The 16,213-nt window shown below is 60.5% G+C and carries 15 protein-coding genes; 4 read left to right on the top strand and 11 right to left on the bottom strand.

Annotated features, from left to right (window positions below):
• Positions 1–61: 61 nt before the first annotated feature.
• Positions 62–688: a DUF1780 domain-containing protein gene (locus HU806_RS18450; protein ID WP_003185538.1), complete on the bottom strand. Its 627-nt coding sequence runs from the start codon at positions 686–688 to the stop codon at positions 62–64.
• A gap of 143 nt (positions 689–831) precedes the next feature.
• Here HU806_RS18450 and HU806_RS18455 point away from each other — a divergent pair, with 143 nt between their 5' ends.
• Positions 832–1,518: an energy-coupling factor ABC transporter permease gene (locus HU806_RS18455; protein WP_186613084.1), complete on the top strand. Its 687-nt coding sequence runs from the start codon at positions 832–834 to the stop codon at positions 1,516–1,518.
• 63 nt (positions 1,519–1,581) lie between these two features.
• Entirely contained in the window at positions 1,582–1,797 is a 216-nt protein-coding gene (locus HU806_RS18460) for a hypothetical protein (protein ID WP_030140257.1), read from the top strand.
• 5 nt (positions 1,798–1,802) lie between these two features.
• On the opposite strand, the gene yacG is transcribed toward HU806_RS18460, so the two are convergent.
• From yacG to pilB, 5 genes are read right to left on the bottom strand one after another with little or no spacing between them, the layout of a single operon-like run.
• On the bottom strand, positions 1,803–2,009 hold the full coding sequence (gene yacG, locus HU806_RS18465) for a DNA gyrase inhibitor YacG (RefSeq protein WP_186613086.1): 207 nt from the start codon (positions 2,007–2,009) through the stop codon (positions 1,803–1,805).
• Positions 2,006–2,629 carry a dephospho-CoA kinase gene (gene coaE / locus HU806_RS18470; RefSeq protein ID WP_186613088.1) on the bottom strand — a complete coding sequence of 208 codons (624 nt, stop codon included), beginning with the start codon at positions 2,627–2,629 and terminating at the stop codon, positions 2,006–2,008. The genes yacG and coaE overlap by 4 nt, the downstream gene beginning before the upstream one ends.
• A complete protein-coding gene (locus HU806_RS18475; RefSeq protein WP_186613090.1) occupies positions 2,629–3,498 on the bottom strand; it encodes a prepilin peptidase in 870 nt (289 codons plus the stop codon). Before HU806_RS18475 ends, coaE begins: the two co-directional genes overlap by 1 nt.
• Position 3,499: 1 nt before the next feature.
• Entirely contained in the window at positions 3,500–4,717 is a 1,218-nt protein-coding gene (locus HU806_RS18480) for a type II secretion system F family protein (RefSeq protein ID WP_186613092.1), read from the bottom strand.
• Positions 4,718–4,719: 2 nt separating this feature from the next.
• The gene (pilB, locus tag HU806_RS18485; protein ID WP_186613094.1) at positions 4,720–6,420 is read right to left on the bottom strand and encodes a type IV-A pilus assembly ATPase PilB; all 1,701 of its coding nucleotides are present in this window, start codon (positions 6,418–6,420) and stop codon (positions 4,720–4,722) included.
• Positions 6,421–6,645: 225 nt separating this feature from the next.
• Here pilB and HU806_RS18490 point away from each other — a divergent pair, with 225 nt between their 5' ends.
• The gene (locus HU806_RS18490; RefSeq protein WP_186613096.1) at positions 6,646–7,056 is read left to right on the top strand and encodes a pilin; all 411 of its coding nucleotides are present in this window, start codon (positions 6,646–6,648) and stop codon (positions 7,054–7,056) included.
• A 284-nt stretch (positions 7,057–7,340) separates the two neighbouring features.
• Entirely contained in the window at positions 7,341–7,694 is a 354-nt protein-coding gene (locus HU806_RS18495; RefSeq protein ID WP_186613098.1) for a BON domain-containing protein, read from the top strand.
• 181 nt (positions 7,695–7,875) lie between these two features.
• Here the strand turns inward: HU806_RS18495 and HU806_RS18500 are convergent, their stop codons facing one another.
• The 5 genes from HU806_RS18500 to pgi form a co-directional block, all read right to left on the bottom strand.
• Positions 7,876–8,172 (bottom strand): DUF2845 domain-containing protein, encoded by a 297-nt coding sequence (locus tag HU806_RS18500; protein WP_186613100.1) that lies wholly within the window; start codon positions 8,170–8,172, stop codon positions 7,876–7,878.
• A gap of 1 nt (position 8,173) precedes the next feature.
• A complete protein-coding gene (locus HU806_RS18505; RefSeq protein ID WP_186613102.1) occupies positions 8,174–11,107 on the bottom strand; it encodes a DUF748 domain-containing protein in 2,934 nt (977 codons plus the stop codon).
• Between the two features lie 117 nt (positions 11,108–11,224).
• Positions 11,225–12,241, bottom strand: a complete 1,017-nt coding sequence (locus HU806_RS18510) for a class I SAM-dependent rRNA methyltransferase (RefSeq protein ID WP_186613104.1) — start codon at positions 12,239–12,241, stop codon at positions 11,225–11,227.
• 220 nt (positions 12,242–12,461) lie between these two features.
• Positions 12,462–14,399, bottom strand: a complete 1,938-nt coding sequence (acs, locus tag HU806_RS18515) for an acetate--CoA ligase (RefSeq protein WP_186613106.1) — start codon at positions 14,397–14,399, stop codon at positions 12,462–12,464.
• Positions 14,400–14,524: 125 nt separating this feature from the next.
• A complete protein-coding gene (gene pgi / locus HU806_RS18520; protein ID WP_186613108.1) occupies positions 14,525–16,189 on the bottom strand; it encodes a glucose-6-phosphate isomerase in 1,665 nt (554 codons plus the stop codon).
• Between the last annotated feature and the right edge of the window lie 24 nt (positions 16,190–16,213).

The raw sequence follows: 16,213 nt of genomic DNA on the forward strand, positions 1-16,213 counted from the left end.
GTCCGGCTATCCGGCATTGAAAGCAGAGTAGCCGCTCGTCAGTCCAACGTACACTGCGGGCTCACAAGCTGATCCCGACGTCGAAGACGATGCTGCGACCCAGATTGCCCCGCAGGAAATCCGGTGCGTCGGGATGGGCGAACAACACCCGGGCAAACGTCGGCCCTACCAAAGACAGCGAACGCCAGCCCTGGCGCAGATATTCGGTGGGCGGTGGAAAGTGGCTGTTGAGGTCCAGCACTTCGCGTTTGAGGCTGGCGAAGGCGATGATGTCCAGTTCCCCCAAGTCCATGCCGCGCTCGGTGTAGTTATGGGCTTTCTTGCGCAAGGTCGGTGCCAGTCTCAGCAGGAATTCATTGGCCGGGATGCGCCGGGGCTTGGCTTCACGGCGCACCAGTTGGCTCAGGGAAAAGGCGCTGCGGCGACGTTGCAACTCGTCGCGCCATTCATCGTTGAGGCGCCGGCCTTCATCGAGCACAAAAAATACCTCGAAATTGGCATCGCGAAACAACACGTCTGGAGGCTCCCCGGCGGGCGCGAACTCATCGGCGCGATAAGGCACGTTCAGCCCTTGCAACAGGCGCTGGCAGACCCAACGCTCACGCTCCCATTTGCGGGCGTTGGAGAGAAAGGCGTTGGCTTGCTCGGCCGCGATGGTCAGCAAGCGTAAATAATCGGAATCATCCATGGGCCCTAGCTTAGCGTTCAATTACGACAAGCCCAAAGCGTTGCGTTGATAAATGGCGGTCGGGTGGGGTGTAGACTGCCGGCTTGAATCCCAGGCTTATCACAGGGTCTTTTGATGCAAGGGCAAATCAAAGGAGTCGCTCAATGATCGGTGCCCAATTGCTCTCGTCCCAGACCCTGGCGGCCGGCTGGCTGATTTATCTGCCGGTTTTGGTCTGGGCCGTGCTGCGTGCGCCGTGGGTCGAGTTGTTTACCGACAGCCGTCGCCAGCATTTGCTGTTCGGCACGGTGTTCGCGCTGTTCATGTTGTGGCTGGTACGCCGCGACTTCGACACGGGTGTCTCGTATCACTTCATCGGCATGACGGCCGTGACCCTGCTGCTGGACTGGCCGCTGGCGATCCTCGGCGGGCTCCTGGCCCAGCTCGCGCTGGTGCTGCTGGGGCGTCAGGACTTGGCGGCGGTGGGGATCAATGGCGCGTTGCTGGTCTTGCTGCCGGTGCTGATCACCGAATGCTGCGCGATCCTGGTGGAGCGTGCCCAGCCGCGCAATCTGTTCGTGTACATCTTTTGTTCGGGGTTCCTCGCAGCTGCGCTTTCGGCCTTGATATGCCTGCTGGTGGGGCTCGGCCTGTTGTGGCACGACGGCCTGTTCGCGATGCCTTACTGGCTGGAGGATTTCATTGGCTACCTCTGGCTGATTATTTTTCCCGAGGCCTTCATCAACGGCATGGTGGTCAGCGCACTGGTGGTATTCAGTCCCGAATGGCTGGAGACCTTCAACCGCACGCGCTACCTGTCGGCTCCCTGGAATGACGACGACCAGCCTTGATTCACGTCAAGGCCGGCCCAGCGGGGCCCCGGCATGCTCTAAAAAATTTCCAGGAGTACCGTCATGAGTGTTTATGAGTGGGCGAGACAAGAGATTCGGCGCAGCCACGATGCCGCCATGGAAATCGGTTTCGACCCGGGCTTGAGCCTGCGGGCCTTGCTCAGTGCAATCGTGCAACAGAGCAAGACCGTGCGCAGCGTTGATGATTTGGCCGATGAGTTGAGTTTCCTGGCGGAAAATCTCGACGACAGCCAGGACTACGGTTTCATGCGTCCTTAACGACCTTAATGATGGGAGCGAGGATTGAAGTCTTCGCTGAACAGCTCATCCTCGGCGTCTGGGGCAACGGGAATCTTGTGCTCCTCCGACGCCCAGGCGCCCAGGTCGATCAGCTTGCAACGATCGGAACAGAACGGCCGGAATTTATTCTCCGGGGTCCATTCCACAGGGGCGCCACAAGTTGGGCAATCAACGGTTGGGGCTTGGCTCATGATTGGCCTCCACGCAAAGTCAGGTAAAAGTGATGCAGGCGCTCGACCTCGCTATGCAGCCATGCGAGGTCGCGGTCGTTGACCAATACGTCGTCGGCATGGCTCAGGCGGTCCTGGCGGCTGGATTGGGCCTTGAGAATCGCCTGGACCTGCTGCTCGCTGGTCTGGTCACGCTGCAAGGTGCGCTCGATCTGCAACTGCTCCGGCGCATCGATCACCAGGATCCGCTGGGTCATGGCGTACTGGCCTGACTCGATCAGCAGCGGCGAGACCAGGATCGCGTAGGACGATTTTGCCTGGGCTAGATGAAGGGCGATTTCCTCACCAATCAACGGGTGCAACAGCGCCTCGAGCCAGCGGCGCTCTTCGGCATTTTCAAAGATCAGTTTACGCAGCGCCGCGCGGTCCAGCGCGCCGTCTGCCTGCAATACGCCAGGGCCGAAGTGCTCGGCGATTTTTGCCAGTGCCGGGCGCCCGGGTTCGACGACCCAGCGCGCCGCGTGGTCGGCGTCGATGACGTGCACGCCCAGGTCGATGAAATGCTCGGCCGCCGCGCTCTTGCCGCTGCCGATGCCACCGGTCAGGCCGAGAATCCAGGGTTTTTGCGCAGAGCTTTTCATTAGAAACCGACTGACTGCCAATAGAAGTCGGTTATTTGACCACCCCAGAGCAAGGCAATCCAGCCGGCAATTGCCAGATAGGGGCCGAACGGTATTTGTGTCGACGTTGGCGCGTCGCGCAGGCGCAGCACAATGACCCCGATAACCGCGCCCACCAGCGAAGACAAGAGCAGCGTCAGCGGCAGGATTTGCCAGCCGCCCCAGGCCCCCAGCATCGCCAGCAACTTGAAATCGCCGTAGCCCATGCCTTCCTTGCCAGTGATCAATTTGAAGACCCAGAATACCGACCACAGGACCAGGTAACCGGCCACCGCGCCCCACAACGCCTGGTTCAGCGAGACGAACAGCTCGAAGCTGTTGACGATCAAGCCCAGCCACAGCAGCGGCAGTACCAGCGAATCGGGTAGCAGTTTATGTTCGGCGTCGATCAGGCTCATGGACAGCAAGCCCCAGCCCAGCACCATCACCATCGCGGCCTGCCAGCCGAAGCCGAAGTGCCAGGCGACGAATGCCGACAAGACGCCGCAAGCCAATTCGGTCAGCGGATAGCGTTTGCCGATGGGCGTGGCGCAACTGGAACAGCGGCCGCGCAACATCAGGTAGCTCAACAGTGGAATATTTTCCCAGGCCCGGATGCGATGGCCGCAGTGAGGACATTGGGAATGGGGCAGTATCAGGTTATAGGTCTGGCCGGGGGCTTCGGCAGGAAGACCAAGGAGGTCATGGGCCTGCAGGCGCCATTCGCGATCAAGCATCTTGGGCAGGCGCCACACCAGGACGTTGAGGAAACTGCCGATGACCAGCCCGAGCAACAGGGCCGTCAGCACGAAGGCTGCGGGGTAAAGCACGAAGAATTCGCTCAGGGGCATGTCAGATCGCAGAGCCGAGTTGGAAGATGGGCATGTACATCGCGACCACCAGGCCACCGACGACCACCCCCAGGACCACCATGATGAAGGGTTCCATCAGGCTGGTGAGGTTGTCCACCAGATTATCCACTTCGGCTTCATAAAAACTCGCCACTTTGTCGAGCATGTCGTCCAGCGCGCCGGATTCTTCGCCGATGGCGGTCATCTGGATCGCCAGGTTCGGGAAGATGCCGGACGTACGCATCGAGAAATTCAGCTGCATGCCGGTCGAGACATCCTGTCGAATGCGTTGCACCGCGCGCTTGAACACCACGTTGCCGGTGGCGCCCGACACCGAGTCGAGGGCTTCGACCAGCGGCACGCCGGCCGCGAAGGTGGTCGAGAGCGTGCGAGCGTAGCGGGCCACGGCGGACTTGTACATCAAGGTGCCAATCAGCGGAAGCTTGAGCAGCCATTTGTCTCGCCAGTCCCGAAACGCCTCGGAGCGCCTGAGGGCATATTTCACACCGAAGAATGCCCCCACCGCCCCGCCAACCAACATCCACCACCACTCTTGCATGAATTCCGACAGGCCGATGACCATCAGCGTGAAGGCCGGCAGTTCAGCGCCGAAGCCGGAGAACACCGATTCGAACTGCGGCACCACTTTGATCAGCAGGATGCTCGTGACCACGGCCGCGACGAGGATCACCGCCGCGGGGTAGGTCATGGCTTTCTTGATCTTGGCCTTGAGGGCTTCGCTCTTTTCCTTGTAGGTCGCGACTCGATCCAGCAACGTGTCCAAGGCACCGGCTTGCTCGCCGGCATCCACCAGGTTGCAGTACAACTCGTCGAAGTATTGCGGGCACTTGCGCAGCGAGGCGGCGAAGCTGTTGCCAGCGGCGACTTCCTGTTTCACCTCGTCTACCAGCTTGCGCATGTTGGCGTTGTCGAAGCCTTCGCCAATGATGTCGAACGCCTGCAGCAGGGGCACGCCGGCCTTGAGCATCGTCGCCATCTGCCGCGTGAAGAGGGCGATGTCCAGCGGCTTGATGCGCTTGCCTTTACTGAATATCGACGTGGACTTCTTGCGCACCTTGCCTGGATTGATGCCCTGTTTGCGTAACTGCGCCTTGACCAGCGCCGGGCTCTGGCCGGTCAGTTCGCCGGACATCTTCGTGCCTTTGCGGTCCTTGCCTTCCCACGTATAGACGTCGGTTTTTACTGCCTTGACCGCCATGTTCAATCCTTGGTGACCCGGTTGATTTCTTCGAGGCTAGTGATGCCTTGCATCACTTTGACCAGCCCCGAGGTGCGCAAGTCGTTGAAGCCGTCCTTGCGCATCTGCAGGTCGATTTCCAGGGAGTTGCCTTCGGCCATGATCAACCGTTGCAGCTCAGGCGTGTTCTTCACCACTTCGTAGACCCCCAGGCGACCTTTGTAGCCGTTGTTGCATTGCTCGCAACCGACCGGCTCATAGATCGTGAACGAGCCAATGCGTTCCCGAGGGAAGCCTTCCTTGAGCAAGGTTTCCTCGGGAATCTCGATGGCCCTCTTGCAGTGGGTGCACAGTTTGCGTGCCAGGCGCTGGGCAATGATCAGGTGCACTGCCGTGGCGATGTTGAAGCCGGGGATGCCCATGTTCTGCAAGCGGACCAGGGTTTCGGCGGCGCTGTTGGTGTGCAGCGTGGACAGCACCAAGTGCCCGGTCTGCGCCGCCTTGATGGCGATTTCGGCGGTTTCCAGGTCGCGGATCTCACCGACCATGATCACGTCCGGGTCCTGGCGCAGGAACGAGCGCAGGGCATGGGCAAAGTCCAGCCCCTGGCGCGGGTTGACGTTGACCTGGTTGATGCCTTCCATATTGATTTCCACCGGGTCCTCGGCAGTGGAAATATTGATGTCCACGGTGTTGAGGATGTTCAAGCCGGTATAGAGCGACACGGTCTTGCCCGAGCCGGTCGGCCCGGTCACCAGGATCAGGCCTTGCGGCTGCTTGAGGGCCGCCATGTACAGGTCTTTCTGTTCCGGTTCGTAGCCCAGGGCATCGATGCCCATTTGCGCGCTGGAGGGGTCGAGGATCCGGATGACTACTTTTTCGCCCCAGAGGGTGGGAAGCGTGTTGACCCGGAAATCGATGGACTTGGTTTTCGACAGGCGCATCTTCAGCCGGCCGTCCTGGGGTTTGCGTCGTTCGGAAATATCCAGACTGGCCATGACCTTGAGGCGTGCGGCGATGCGGTTGGCCAACTGGATGGGCGGCTTGGCGACCTCGCGGAGCATGCCGTCGGTGCGCACCCGCACCCGGTAGCTTTTTTCATAAGGCTCGAAGTGCAGGTCGGAAGAACCACCCTTGATCGCGTCCAGCAACATCTTGTTGACGAAGCGCACCACCGGTGCGTCGTCGCCGTCCTGTCCGGCGATGGCGTCTTGCTTGCGGTCGTCGATCGATTCGATGTCCAGGCCGTCGAGGTCGACATCCGCCATGCCTTCCAGGCCCGTGCTGCTGGATTCGAAGAATTTTTCGATGGCATCGCTGAGCTTGTCGTCCTCCACCAGGATGGCTTCGGTGGTCAGGCCGGTGCTGAACTGGATGTCATTGATGGCTTGGTGATTGGTCGGGTCGGAAATACCTACAAATAGCTTGTTGCCGCGCCGCCACAACGGCAGGGCGTGATGCTGGCGCACCAGTTTCTCGCTGACCAGTCCGGCGGGCTGGGTGTCCTTGTCCAGGCTGTTGAGGTCGAGCAGGGCGATGCCGAAATGCTCCGAAGCGATTTCTGCTACCTGGCGGCTTTGGACGAGTTTGTTCTGCACCAGGTAACTGACCAGGGGCAGGCGATTGCGCTGGGCCTGTTGATAGGCCTGCTGGGCACTTTGTTCGGTGATCAGTTCGGCCAGCACCAATTGCTTGGCCAGGCCACTGAGGGCGATGTCATTCATGGGGATACCGGACGCGGGCTGTTCATGTCTTATAGCCTAGTCAAGCCTCGGCGCCTAACCAGTGGGGGCAGGTGACAAAAAGCGTCAGATAGTGCGGTTGTTGGGGTAGGACGTTGCCGTTCGCTGGCCCGGATGCCAGCCGCGACGGGGGCGCGCGGGTTGGCATGTGCCGTGCAACGGCCGTTTCAGGTCATGAGATTTCGGCTCATGCAATGGGAGATCTATATGAATAAGCAGAAGGGTTTTACGCTGATCGAGCTGCTGATCGTGGTGGCGATCATTGGTATTTTGGCGACGTTCGCGTTGCCGCAGTATTCGAGGTATCAGGCGCGGGCGAAGGCGACGGCGGGCTTGGCGGAAATTTCTACCTTGAGGGTGGCGTTCGAAGATGTCATGAATCAAGGAACGGCCCCCACGCTGGCCAACATTGGCGGCACATCCCCTACCAGCAACTGCACTATTACGGCGGAAGGGGTGGCTAACACTGGAGTAGGCACGATCGTTTGCACTCTTGTTAACGCACCTGCTCCTGTACTCGGCAGGACTATTACGCTCAGTCGAGCGGCTACAGGGGTCTGGACCTGTACTTCAACCGCTGCTCAAGAATTCTTGCCAGCAGGTTGTGACGGCGCATAACCACGGCTGTTGACTTGGCCCCGATTAACCACCGGGGCTTTTTTATGGGCGTAAAAATATTCGGGAATTCAGGAGGTTAGTGGGCGGGGCGAAACCCGCAAGTTGCATGCGCGAAATCCTCAAGTCATGCAATTTGCATGATTGTGAAAAAAGCCGCTTCGCTTAACCGCATGATTTAAAAGAAAAAATTTATTGTTTCAAAACTGGCACAGCGTTCGCACTACTCCTGGCAACCTGCCGAGATGCATTTGCGGCAGTTTCTGAGAAAAACAGGAGTTACTCGTATGAAAAAGTTCGCTATCACTGCCGCTGCTGCCACTGCACTGACCCTGTCCATGGCTAGCGCTTTCGCCGAGACCACTCAAGCTACTCAGGCCCCGATGATGCTGGCTGCGGGCGAAGTGACAGAGGCTAAGGAAGACGTTTCCGATACCTGGATCACCACCAAGGTCAAAGCTGACCTGGTCACCGAAAAAGGCATTCCAGGCAGCGACATCAAAGTCGAAACCAACAAAGGTGTTGTGTCCCTATCTTCGATGACCAAGGTCACTGAGGCACAAAAAGACACCGCTGTGGCAATCACCAAGAAAATCAAAGGCGTCAAGGCCGTATCGGCTGACGGCCTGAAAGCCGAGTAAGGCTAAGGCTTCTCGCCTGGACTGGGAGAAGGCACGGCAAGCGGGCTGAGATATACGTTTGCCGTTGCTTTGGAGTTCATGCGAAAGGCCACACGGATGTGGCCATTACAGGCCCCCGGCATTCGTGCCGGGGGCCTGTTCTATTCTGGGGTGGGGCAAGGCGCTGATTGTGAAGTGACGGTCAGCGCCCACGCTTGCTGGTGATCTCCACCAGCCGATTGCCCTCGAAGCGCAGGTATTGATACATGCCGCTATGGGGTCCGTAGGTCCATTCCTCCACGGGGTATTCTTCCCGGCGATTGACGCTGCGCTTGTAGCCCAGGTCATCGCGCGCTGCGGGCTGACCGCACTTTTGCAGCACCTCGCTGGAGCGATCACCGACGCTGATCAACTGGCTGCCGCAGCGCAGCGTATTGGCAGCCGACACGTGGCCAGCGGCCAATAACAAACCCAGGCCAAGTCCGCACAGGCGCTTCATGTCATTCGGCATCCAGATGCATCGGTGTGATGACGGTACCGTCGCTCTCGGCTTGGCCGAGGCTGGCGTCGATGAAGTACACGCGGTCGTCGGCCAGCTTGCCCTTGTCCACCAGGAAATCCTTGATGCTGCTCGCCCGCTCCTGACCCAGTTCGCGCAGCAACGGGTCGCTGCCGCTCCAGAAATTGATGACGCCTTCACGGAGTTTGTCGATGCGGGCCTTTTTATCCAGTTGCGTCCATTCGGCTGGCGGTTGGGTCTTCAGGCGGGTGCGGTAGATTCCTTCCAGCAGCGGGGCCTTTTCATCCTCCGGCACTTCCAGCAACGAAGCCTTGGCCGGGACTTTGTCGCCCCGACGCTGGAGCATCTTGTAGTAGTTGTACTGGTATTCGCGTTCCAGGCGCTGGGCAGCGAGCAGCGGGCCATCGCTGCTTTGGGCGGCGGTGCCTTCGATCTCCAGCTTCAACTCCGGACGTTTGCCCAGGGCTTCGGCCAATTTGAGCAATACGCTTTCGTTTTCCTTGCTCAGCTCACTGGCCCCCGGCGCGAAAGCCACGCTGCCAAGGTCTTCCGAGCCACCGCCCGCCACCAACCCGCCGATGAGCTTGAACGGCGCCTGGGCCGCGCGCACCACCAGATTGCGCAGGGTCTGCCAGACAATCGGCATCACGCTGAACTGCGGGTCGTTGAGGTTGCCGGACACCGGCAGCTCGATGGTAATCCGGCCCTCGGAATCCTTGAGCAGGGCAACGGCCAGCTTGAGCGGCAGGCTCACGGCATCCGGGCTGTCGACCTTTTCCCCCAGCTGCAATTGCTCGACCACGACTTTGTTGTCGGCCTGTAGCTGGCCCTTGGTGATTCGATAATGCAGGTCGAGATTGAGCCGGCCCTTACGGATGCGATAGCCGGCAAATTTACCGGAGTAAGGCGTCAGGGTCGTCAACTCGACCCGCTTGAAGCTGGTGGCGATGTCGAGGCTGGCCATCGGGTCGAAGGGGTTGACCGCGCCCTTGATCGTCACAGGTGCGTAGCGGTCGACCTTGCCTTTCACGTCCACGGTGGCCGGCTTGGCCTGGCGGCTGTCGATGGTGCCGATCTCACCGTTGAGCTGCTGGATGGCCGTGGCGAAGTTGGGCGTCAGGCTGAAGTCGGCGAAATTGGCCGAGCCGTCATTGATGGCGATGCCGCCGATGTGGATACCCAGCGGCTTTTCCTTCGAGGCCGGTTTGGCTCCGGCGGTCTTGGTCGCGCCGTCGGCCGGTTGTGGTATGAGCAGATCATCGACGTTAGTGGTGCGGTCGTCGTTGATCATGAAGCGCGCATACGGCTGGAACAGGTTGACCTTGTTGATCGACAGGCTGTCGCCATGCTGGTAGTTGAGGCCCTGGATTTCCAGGCGCTGCCATTTGAGGAAGTCGCGGGTCTTGAGCGTGTCGAGGGTATGCAACTGGTCGACCTGGGCGCGGCCCGTGACGGCCAATGTCAGCGGCTCGGTGCTCTTGAGGTCTACTACCAGGTCGCTGCCGAGCATCCCGGAGCGCAGTTCCAGGCGAATGAACGGGTTGATATAGGACTGGGCAACCCGCAGGTCGATGTCCTGGGTCTTGACGTTGAGCTTCGCCGTGACCGGATTCAGGTTAACCACGCCGTCGGCCTGGATCTTGCCCTGCTTGCCCAGGCCGGTGTCGAGCTTGAGGTTGAAAGGCGAGTCGTTGAGCGTGTCGTAATTCTGCAAGTCGAGGTTCAGCGGGCCGACATCCAGCGCCACGGCCGGTTGTGCCTGGCGGTCGGCCAGATGCACGTGGTAATCGCGCAGTTGCACGTCCTTCAACAGCACCTGCCACGGTTTGCCTGGCGCTGTAGGCTCCGCTTTGGGCGAGTCGGCGGCTGCCGGGGCCGATGCCGGTTCAGCCTTGACCTCAGGCTTGGCCGGTTGGCTGGCGAAGAGTTTCTGCCAGTCCAATTGCCCGTCCGCTTCCCGTGCTGCCCAGGTGTCCAGTTTCTGGCTGCGGATCTTGCCGACGATCACTTGCTGCTTGGCCAAGTCCAGTGAGGTCTCGCTCACGTCCAGGCGCTCCAGCTTGACCAGCGGGCGACCATCAGGCGCCTTGATGGCGAAGGGCGCGACACTGACGGCGGCGTTGCTGAGCAGCAGTTCCGTGCCTTTGGCGAGGTTGAGCTTGTAGTCGGTGCTGAGGTCCAGTACACCGTTTTCCAACACCAGGGGCACCGCGTCACGCACGTAGGGCCAGAACGCTTTCATTTGGCCGCGAGTGATTTTCAGCGTGCCCTCGGAGGCAATCGGCGCGAGGCTGAAGTTACCGGTCCAATCGATCTGTCCGCCTTGGGGGCCTGCCGCCACCAGGGTCATGTCGGCGCTGTCATCGGGCAGGGTGCTGAGGTTCTTCAGCTCGAAATCGAGGGTGTCATACAGGAATTCGATGGGCTCGCTGGGACGCAGGTCCTGAAAGTGAACGTAGCCGCTGGCAAGTTTGATCCGGTCGACTCGCAACGGGAACGGCTTGGCGTCGGGATCTGCCGGGGTCGGCTCGCTGGGCGGCAGCTTGAACAGTCCCAGCAGGTTCAGCTGACCGTCCTTGGCGAACACGACTTCGGTCTTGGGCTTGTCCAACTCGATGTCGGCCAGATGCAGGGCGCCGGACCACAAGCTGTCGAGTTGCAGGTTTGCGTACAGCCGTTCGAAACCGAGCTGCTCCTTGCCGGGCTCGCCGACATTCAGGCCCCAGAGCGTTACTTCAAGGCTGAAGGGATTGAGTTCTATACGCTGGATCTGAGCGGGCACCGTCGCGTGGGCGGCCAATTGCTGGTTGGCGATGCGCAACGCAATGCCCGGCAGGATCAGGAAGCCCAACAGGCTGTAGAGGGCCAGTGCGGTCAACAGGGCGCCGATAGCGCGAATCAATCCTTTGGGCATGTGTGGCTTCATCTGGTGTGAATCGGAGTGCCTTGGAGTATGGCATGCGTTTACGGTTCCGAAGCCACTGTGTTTTATCAGATTTGTCCGTTTTTTCGTGGGATTGCCGAGGCGCGATCAGAACTGGAGGATCAGGGTTTTCAGCGGTGGCTGTTGATCGCGTGACGGAAAATCGTCACCGGGCGCCAATGTGCTCCACTCACGCACCGGGCGGCCGGCCTTTTGCGCGCAACGCAACACTTGTTCGCGCCAGTCATCCATGGACACTTTCGCCAGGTTGTTGCAGCAGATCAGCACGCCGTCTTCAGCGGTCGTGAGCAATGCCGGCTTGAGCAGGCTTTGATAGTCGCGCAACAGATCGACCGTGCCGAATGCGCTCTTGGCCCAGGCGGGCGGATCGAGTAGCACGAGGTCATATTGGCGTTGTTCCAGGCGCACGTAGGTGGGCAGTTTCTGTCCGCGCCGCTGACTGATGGGCAGGCCGGCCAGTTGGCGGATCGCCGGAAAATAATCCGATTGCACGAACTCCATCGCCGGCAGATCGGGGTTAAGCAGGCCGTTTTCGCGCCCCACCGCCAGGTTGCCCTCGGCAAAATCCAGATTGCACACCTCGCGCGCGCCACCTGCCGCCGCGCTGAGGCCCACGCCACAGGTATAGGCGAACAGGTTCAGGACACTTTTGTTCCGGCTATGGTCCTTGACCCAGCCACGGGCGTTGCGCAGGTCGAGGAACAGCAACGGATCCTGCCCGGCATGCCGCCCGCGGACGCGGTAATTGAGGCCCCATTCATGCCCGACCAAGTCTTGCAGCGCGGCCTCGTCAGCCTGATAGACGTTGTCCTGGCGATCGACGCGCGAGTTGCCCCGGGCGCGGTCGTTATAGACAAGCAGGGTGTCCAGGCCCAGCCGTTCGTTGACGATGGCGTGCAACTGCAGCAAGTCCTCTCGCGCCAGCGATTGGTGAAAACTTTGCACCAGCAGCTGCGGGCCGTAGCGGTCAACGGTCAGGCCGGGCGCGCCTTCCTGGCTGCCGTGGAACAGGCGATAGCAGTCGGTGCCTTGCTGGTGCAGTTGGCCGAGAAGCGGCTGACGCTGGTCGAGGGCGGCGCGCAGCGCCAGATTCAAGGAAGACATGCCGTGCGCGCCTTAAGGAAATGAGGCGCGGGAGTTTAGCAGTTATGCATACTCGGGTATTGCCTGAAGGTTTGAGTCAGGCAGCGCTTTTGTGGCGAGGGAGCTTGCTCCCGCTGGGGTGCGAAGCGCCCCCCCTGTTTTCCAAGGGCGACCGCGATTTTGCGTCTGCTGCGCAGCCGAGCGGGAGCAAGCTCCCTCGCCACGGGAGGTTTATGTTGTCTCAGCGGTTCAGGCGGGTGTCGATCAACCCCTCCACCACGCTCGGATCGGCCAGGGTCGAAGTGTCGCCGAGGCTGTCGAGTTCGTTGCAGGCGATCTTGCGCAAAATCCGTCGCATGATCTTGCCCGAACGGGTCTTGGGCAGGGCTGGCGCCCATTGGATGAGTTCCGGCTTGGCGAAACTGCCGATTTCCTTGCTGACATGGGCGAGCAGTTCCTTTTTCAGCTCATCGTTGGCTTCCACCCCATCCATTGGCGTGACAAAGGCATAGATGCCTTGACCCTTGAGGTCATGGGGATAGCCGACCACCGCCGCCTCGGCAATGTTGTCGTGCAGCACCAGCGCACTTTCCACCTCGGCGGTGCCGATGCGGTGGCCCGAAACGTTGATTACGTCGTCGATGCGCCCGGTGATCCAGTAATCGCCATCTTCGTCGCGACGGGCGCCGTCGCCGGTGAAGTAGTAGCCGGGGTAGGGCTTGAAGTACGTATCGACCATCCGTTGATGGTCGCCATAGACGCTGCGAATCTGCGCCGGCCAGCTGGATTTGATCGCCAGCACGCCGCTGCCGGCGCCGTTGATTTCCTTGCCCGTTTCATCCAGCAGCACAGGCTGCACGCCGAACATCGGGCGGGTGGCGCAGCCTGGCTTGAGCCGTGGAGCACTGACCAGGGGGCTGAGCATGATGCCGCCGGTTTCGGTCTGCCACCAGGTATCGACAATCGGGCAGCGCTGCTCGCCGACCACGTTGAAATACCATTCCCACGCCTCCGGGTTGATCGGCTCACCGACGCTGCCGAGCAATCGCAGGCTTTTGCGGGACGTATCCTGCAACGGCCCGGCCCCTTCGCGCATCAGCGCGCGCAGGGCGGTCGGAGCGGTGTAGAAGATATTGACCTGATGCTTGTCGATGACCTGCCAGAAGCGCGAACTGCTCGGATAGCTCGGTACGCCCTCGAAAATCAGCGTGGTGGCACCGTTGGCCAGCGGGCCGTAGACGATGTAGCTGTGGCCGGTGACCCAGCCGACGTCGGCGGTGCACCAGAACACTTCGTTGTCGCGATAGTCGAGTACGTATTTGAAGGTCATCGCTGCTTGCAGCAGATAACCGCCGGTGGTGTGCAGCACGCCCTTGGGCTTGCCGGTGCTGCCGGAGGTGTAGAGGATGAACAACGGGTCTTCGGCATCCATCGGCTCAGGCGGGCACTCGTCGCTGATATCGTGCATCGCCTCGTGATACCAGAGGTCACGGCCTTCGACCCAGTTCACCTCGCCCTGGGTGCGCTCGACCACCAGCACGGTACTGACGTTCGGGCAGCTTTCGAGCGCCTTGTCGACGTTACGCTTGAGCGGTATGAACCGCCCGCCGCGCACGCCTTCGTCGGCAGTGATGACGGTGCGGCAATCGGCGTCGAGGATCCGATCACGCAATGAATCCGGGGAAAAACCGCCGAACACCACAGAGTGCACCGCGCCAATGCGAGTGCAGGCAAGCATGGCGTAGGCAGCCTCAGGAATCATCGGCATGTAGATGCAGACCCGGTCGCCTTTCTTCACGCCACGGCTTTTCAACACGTTGGCCAACCGGCAAACGTGATGGTGAAGTTTTTTATAGGTGATTTCTGCTGATTCGGCGGGATCGTCGCCTTCCCAGACGATTGCGGTCTGGTCACCGCGCGTATCCAGATGGCGGTCGATGCAGTTGGCGCTGACGTTCAGCTTGCCGCCGGCGAACCAGTTGGCTTCACCGCTCTTGAGGTCGTAGCGCTGGACAGTCTGCCAGGGCGTCATCCAGTCGAGAAAACGCGTGGCTTGCTCAGCCCAGAACGTGCTGGGGTGTTCGATGGATTCTTTGTAGAGCCGCTTGTACTCGTCCTGACTCAGTTGCGCAGCCCGGCGGACGGCATCGGCGTGGGGGTACTGGCTGATATCGAACATGACGGTTCCTTATTCTTGTTTTGCGACAAGACATAAAGATGCGCCGAGTGAATAGCCAGTTCAAGTTGTACATGGAAACAGTGTGGGGGCGAGCAAACCCGCCCCCGCAGTGTGTCTGGCCAGGGTCAGCCGCGATGACGCCCACGGAAGTAGTTGATCAGGCCTTGGGTCGAAGCATCTTCGGCGGCGGTTTCTTCGCTGCCCACCAGGCGGTTGTAGACGCCCTTGCCCAACTCCTTGCCCAACTCCACGCCCCATTGGTCGAAGGCGTTGATGCCCCAGACCACGCTTTGGACGAAGACCTTATGTTCGTACAGCGCAACCAGTGCACCGAGGCGCCGCGGGCTGATGCGTTCGACCACCAAGGTGTTGCTTGGGCGGTTGCCCGGGATGACTTTGTGGGAAGCCAGTTTCTGCACTTCTTCTTCGCTGGCGCCCTTGTCTCGTAGCTCGGCCTCGGCCTCGGCGCGGGTCTTGCCGAGCATCAGCGCCTGGCTCTGGGACAGGCAGTTGGCGTACAGCCATTGGTGATGGTCGGAAACCGGGTTGAAGCTGACGATCGGCACGATGAAGTCGGCCGGGATGAATTGGGTGCCCTGGTGCAGCAACTGATGGTAAGCGTGCTGGCCGTTGCAGCCGACGCCGCCCCAGATCACCGGACCGGTGTCGGTGGAGACCGGCGTACCGTCCTGGCGCACGCTCTTGCCGTTGGATTCCATGTCCAATTGTTGCAAGTGCTTGGTGATGTTGCGCAGGTAATGGTCGTACGGCAGGATCGCATGGCTCTGCGCACCCCAGAAGTTGCCGTACCACACGCCCAGCAGCGCCAGCAGCACCGGCATGTTCTGCTCGAACGGCGCACTCTGGAAATGCTGGTCCATGGAGTAGGCGCCGGACAGCAGTTCCTTGAAGTTCGACATGCCGATGGCCAGGGCAATCGGCAGGCCGATGGCCGACCACAGCGAGTAGCGCCCGCCGACCCAGTCCCACATCGGGAAGATATTTTCTTCGCGAATACCGAAGGCCACGGCGGCGGCGTTGTTGCTCGATACCGCGATGAAGTGGCGGTAGAGCTCCGCTTCCGAGCCACCCTGGGCCAGATACCAGGCACGTGCCGCCTGGGCGTTCTTCAGGGTTTCGAGGGTGTTGAAAGATTTCGACGAGACGATGAACAGCGTGGTCTCGGCGCGCAGCTTCATGGTCAGCTCATGGAACTCGCTGCCGTCGATGTTCGCCAGGTAATGACAGCGAACGCCTTTATGCGTGTACGACAACAGTGCTTCGGACACCAGCTGCGGGCCGAGGAAGGAGCCACCGATGCCGATGTTCACCACGTCGGTGATGGGCTTCTCGGTGTAGCCGCGCCATAGGCCATCGTGGATGCGGCCCACCAGGTCGGTAATCTGGTTCAGCACTTTGTGCACATCGGGCATCACGTTGGAGCCGTTTACCAGCAGCTTGTCGCCCACCGGCCGACGCAGGGCGGTATGCAGGGCCGGACGGTTCTCGGAGGCATTGACGATTTCACCTTCGAACAGCGCCTTGATTGCGCCCTGGAGGTCGACTTCGTTAGCCAGGCCCACCAGCAGGTCGCGGGTCTGGGCATTGATCAGGTTTTTCGAGTAATCGAGAAACAAGCCACAGCTGGAAAGGGTGAACTGATTGAAACGCTGCGGATCGGCATTGAACGCTTCGCGCATGCTGAAATCCTGCATGGCTTTGCGGTGGTCATTCAGCGCTTGCCAGGCGGGCAGAGCGGTCACGTCTTGAGGAGTTCGGTAATACGCCATCGCTGCGGGTTTCCTTTTTACTTG

Source organism: Pseudomonas sp. SWRI154, from assembly GCF_014268645.1.
GTDB classification, from domain to species: domain Bacteria; phylum Pseudomonadota; class Gammaproteobacteria; order Pseudomonadales; family Pseudomonadaceae; genus Aquipseudomonas; species Aquipseudomonas marvdashtae.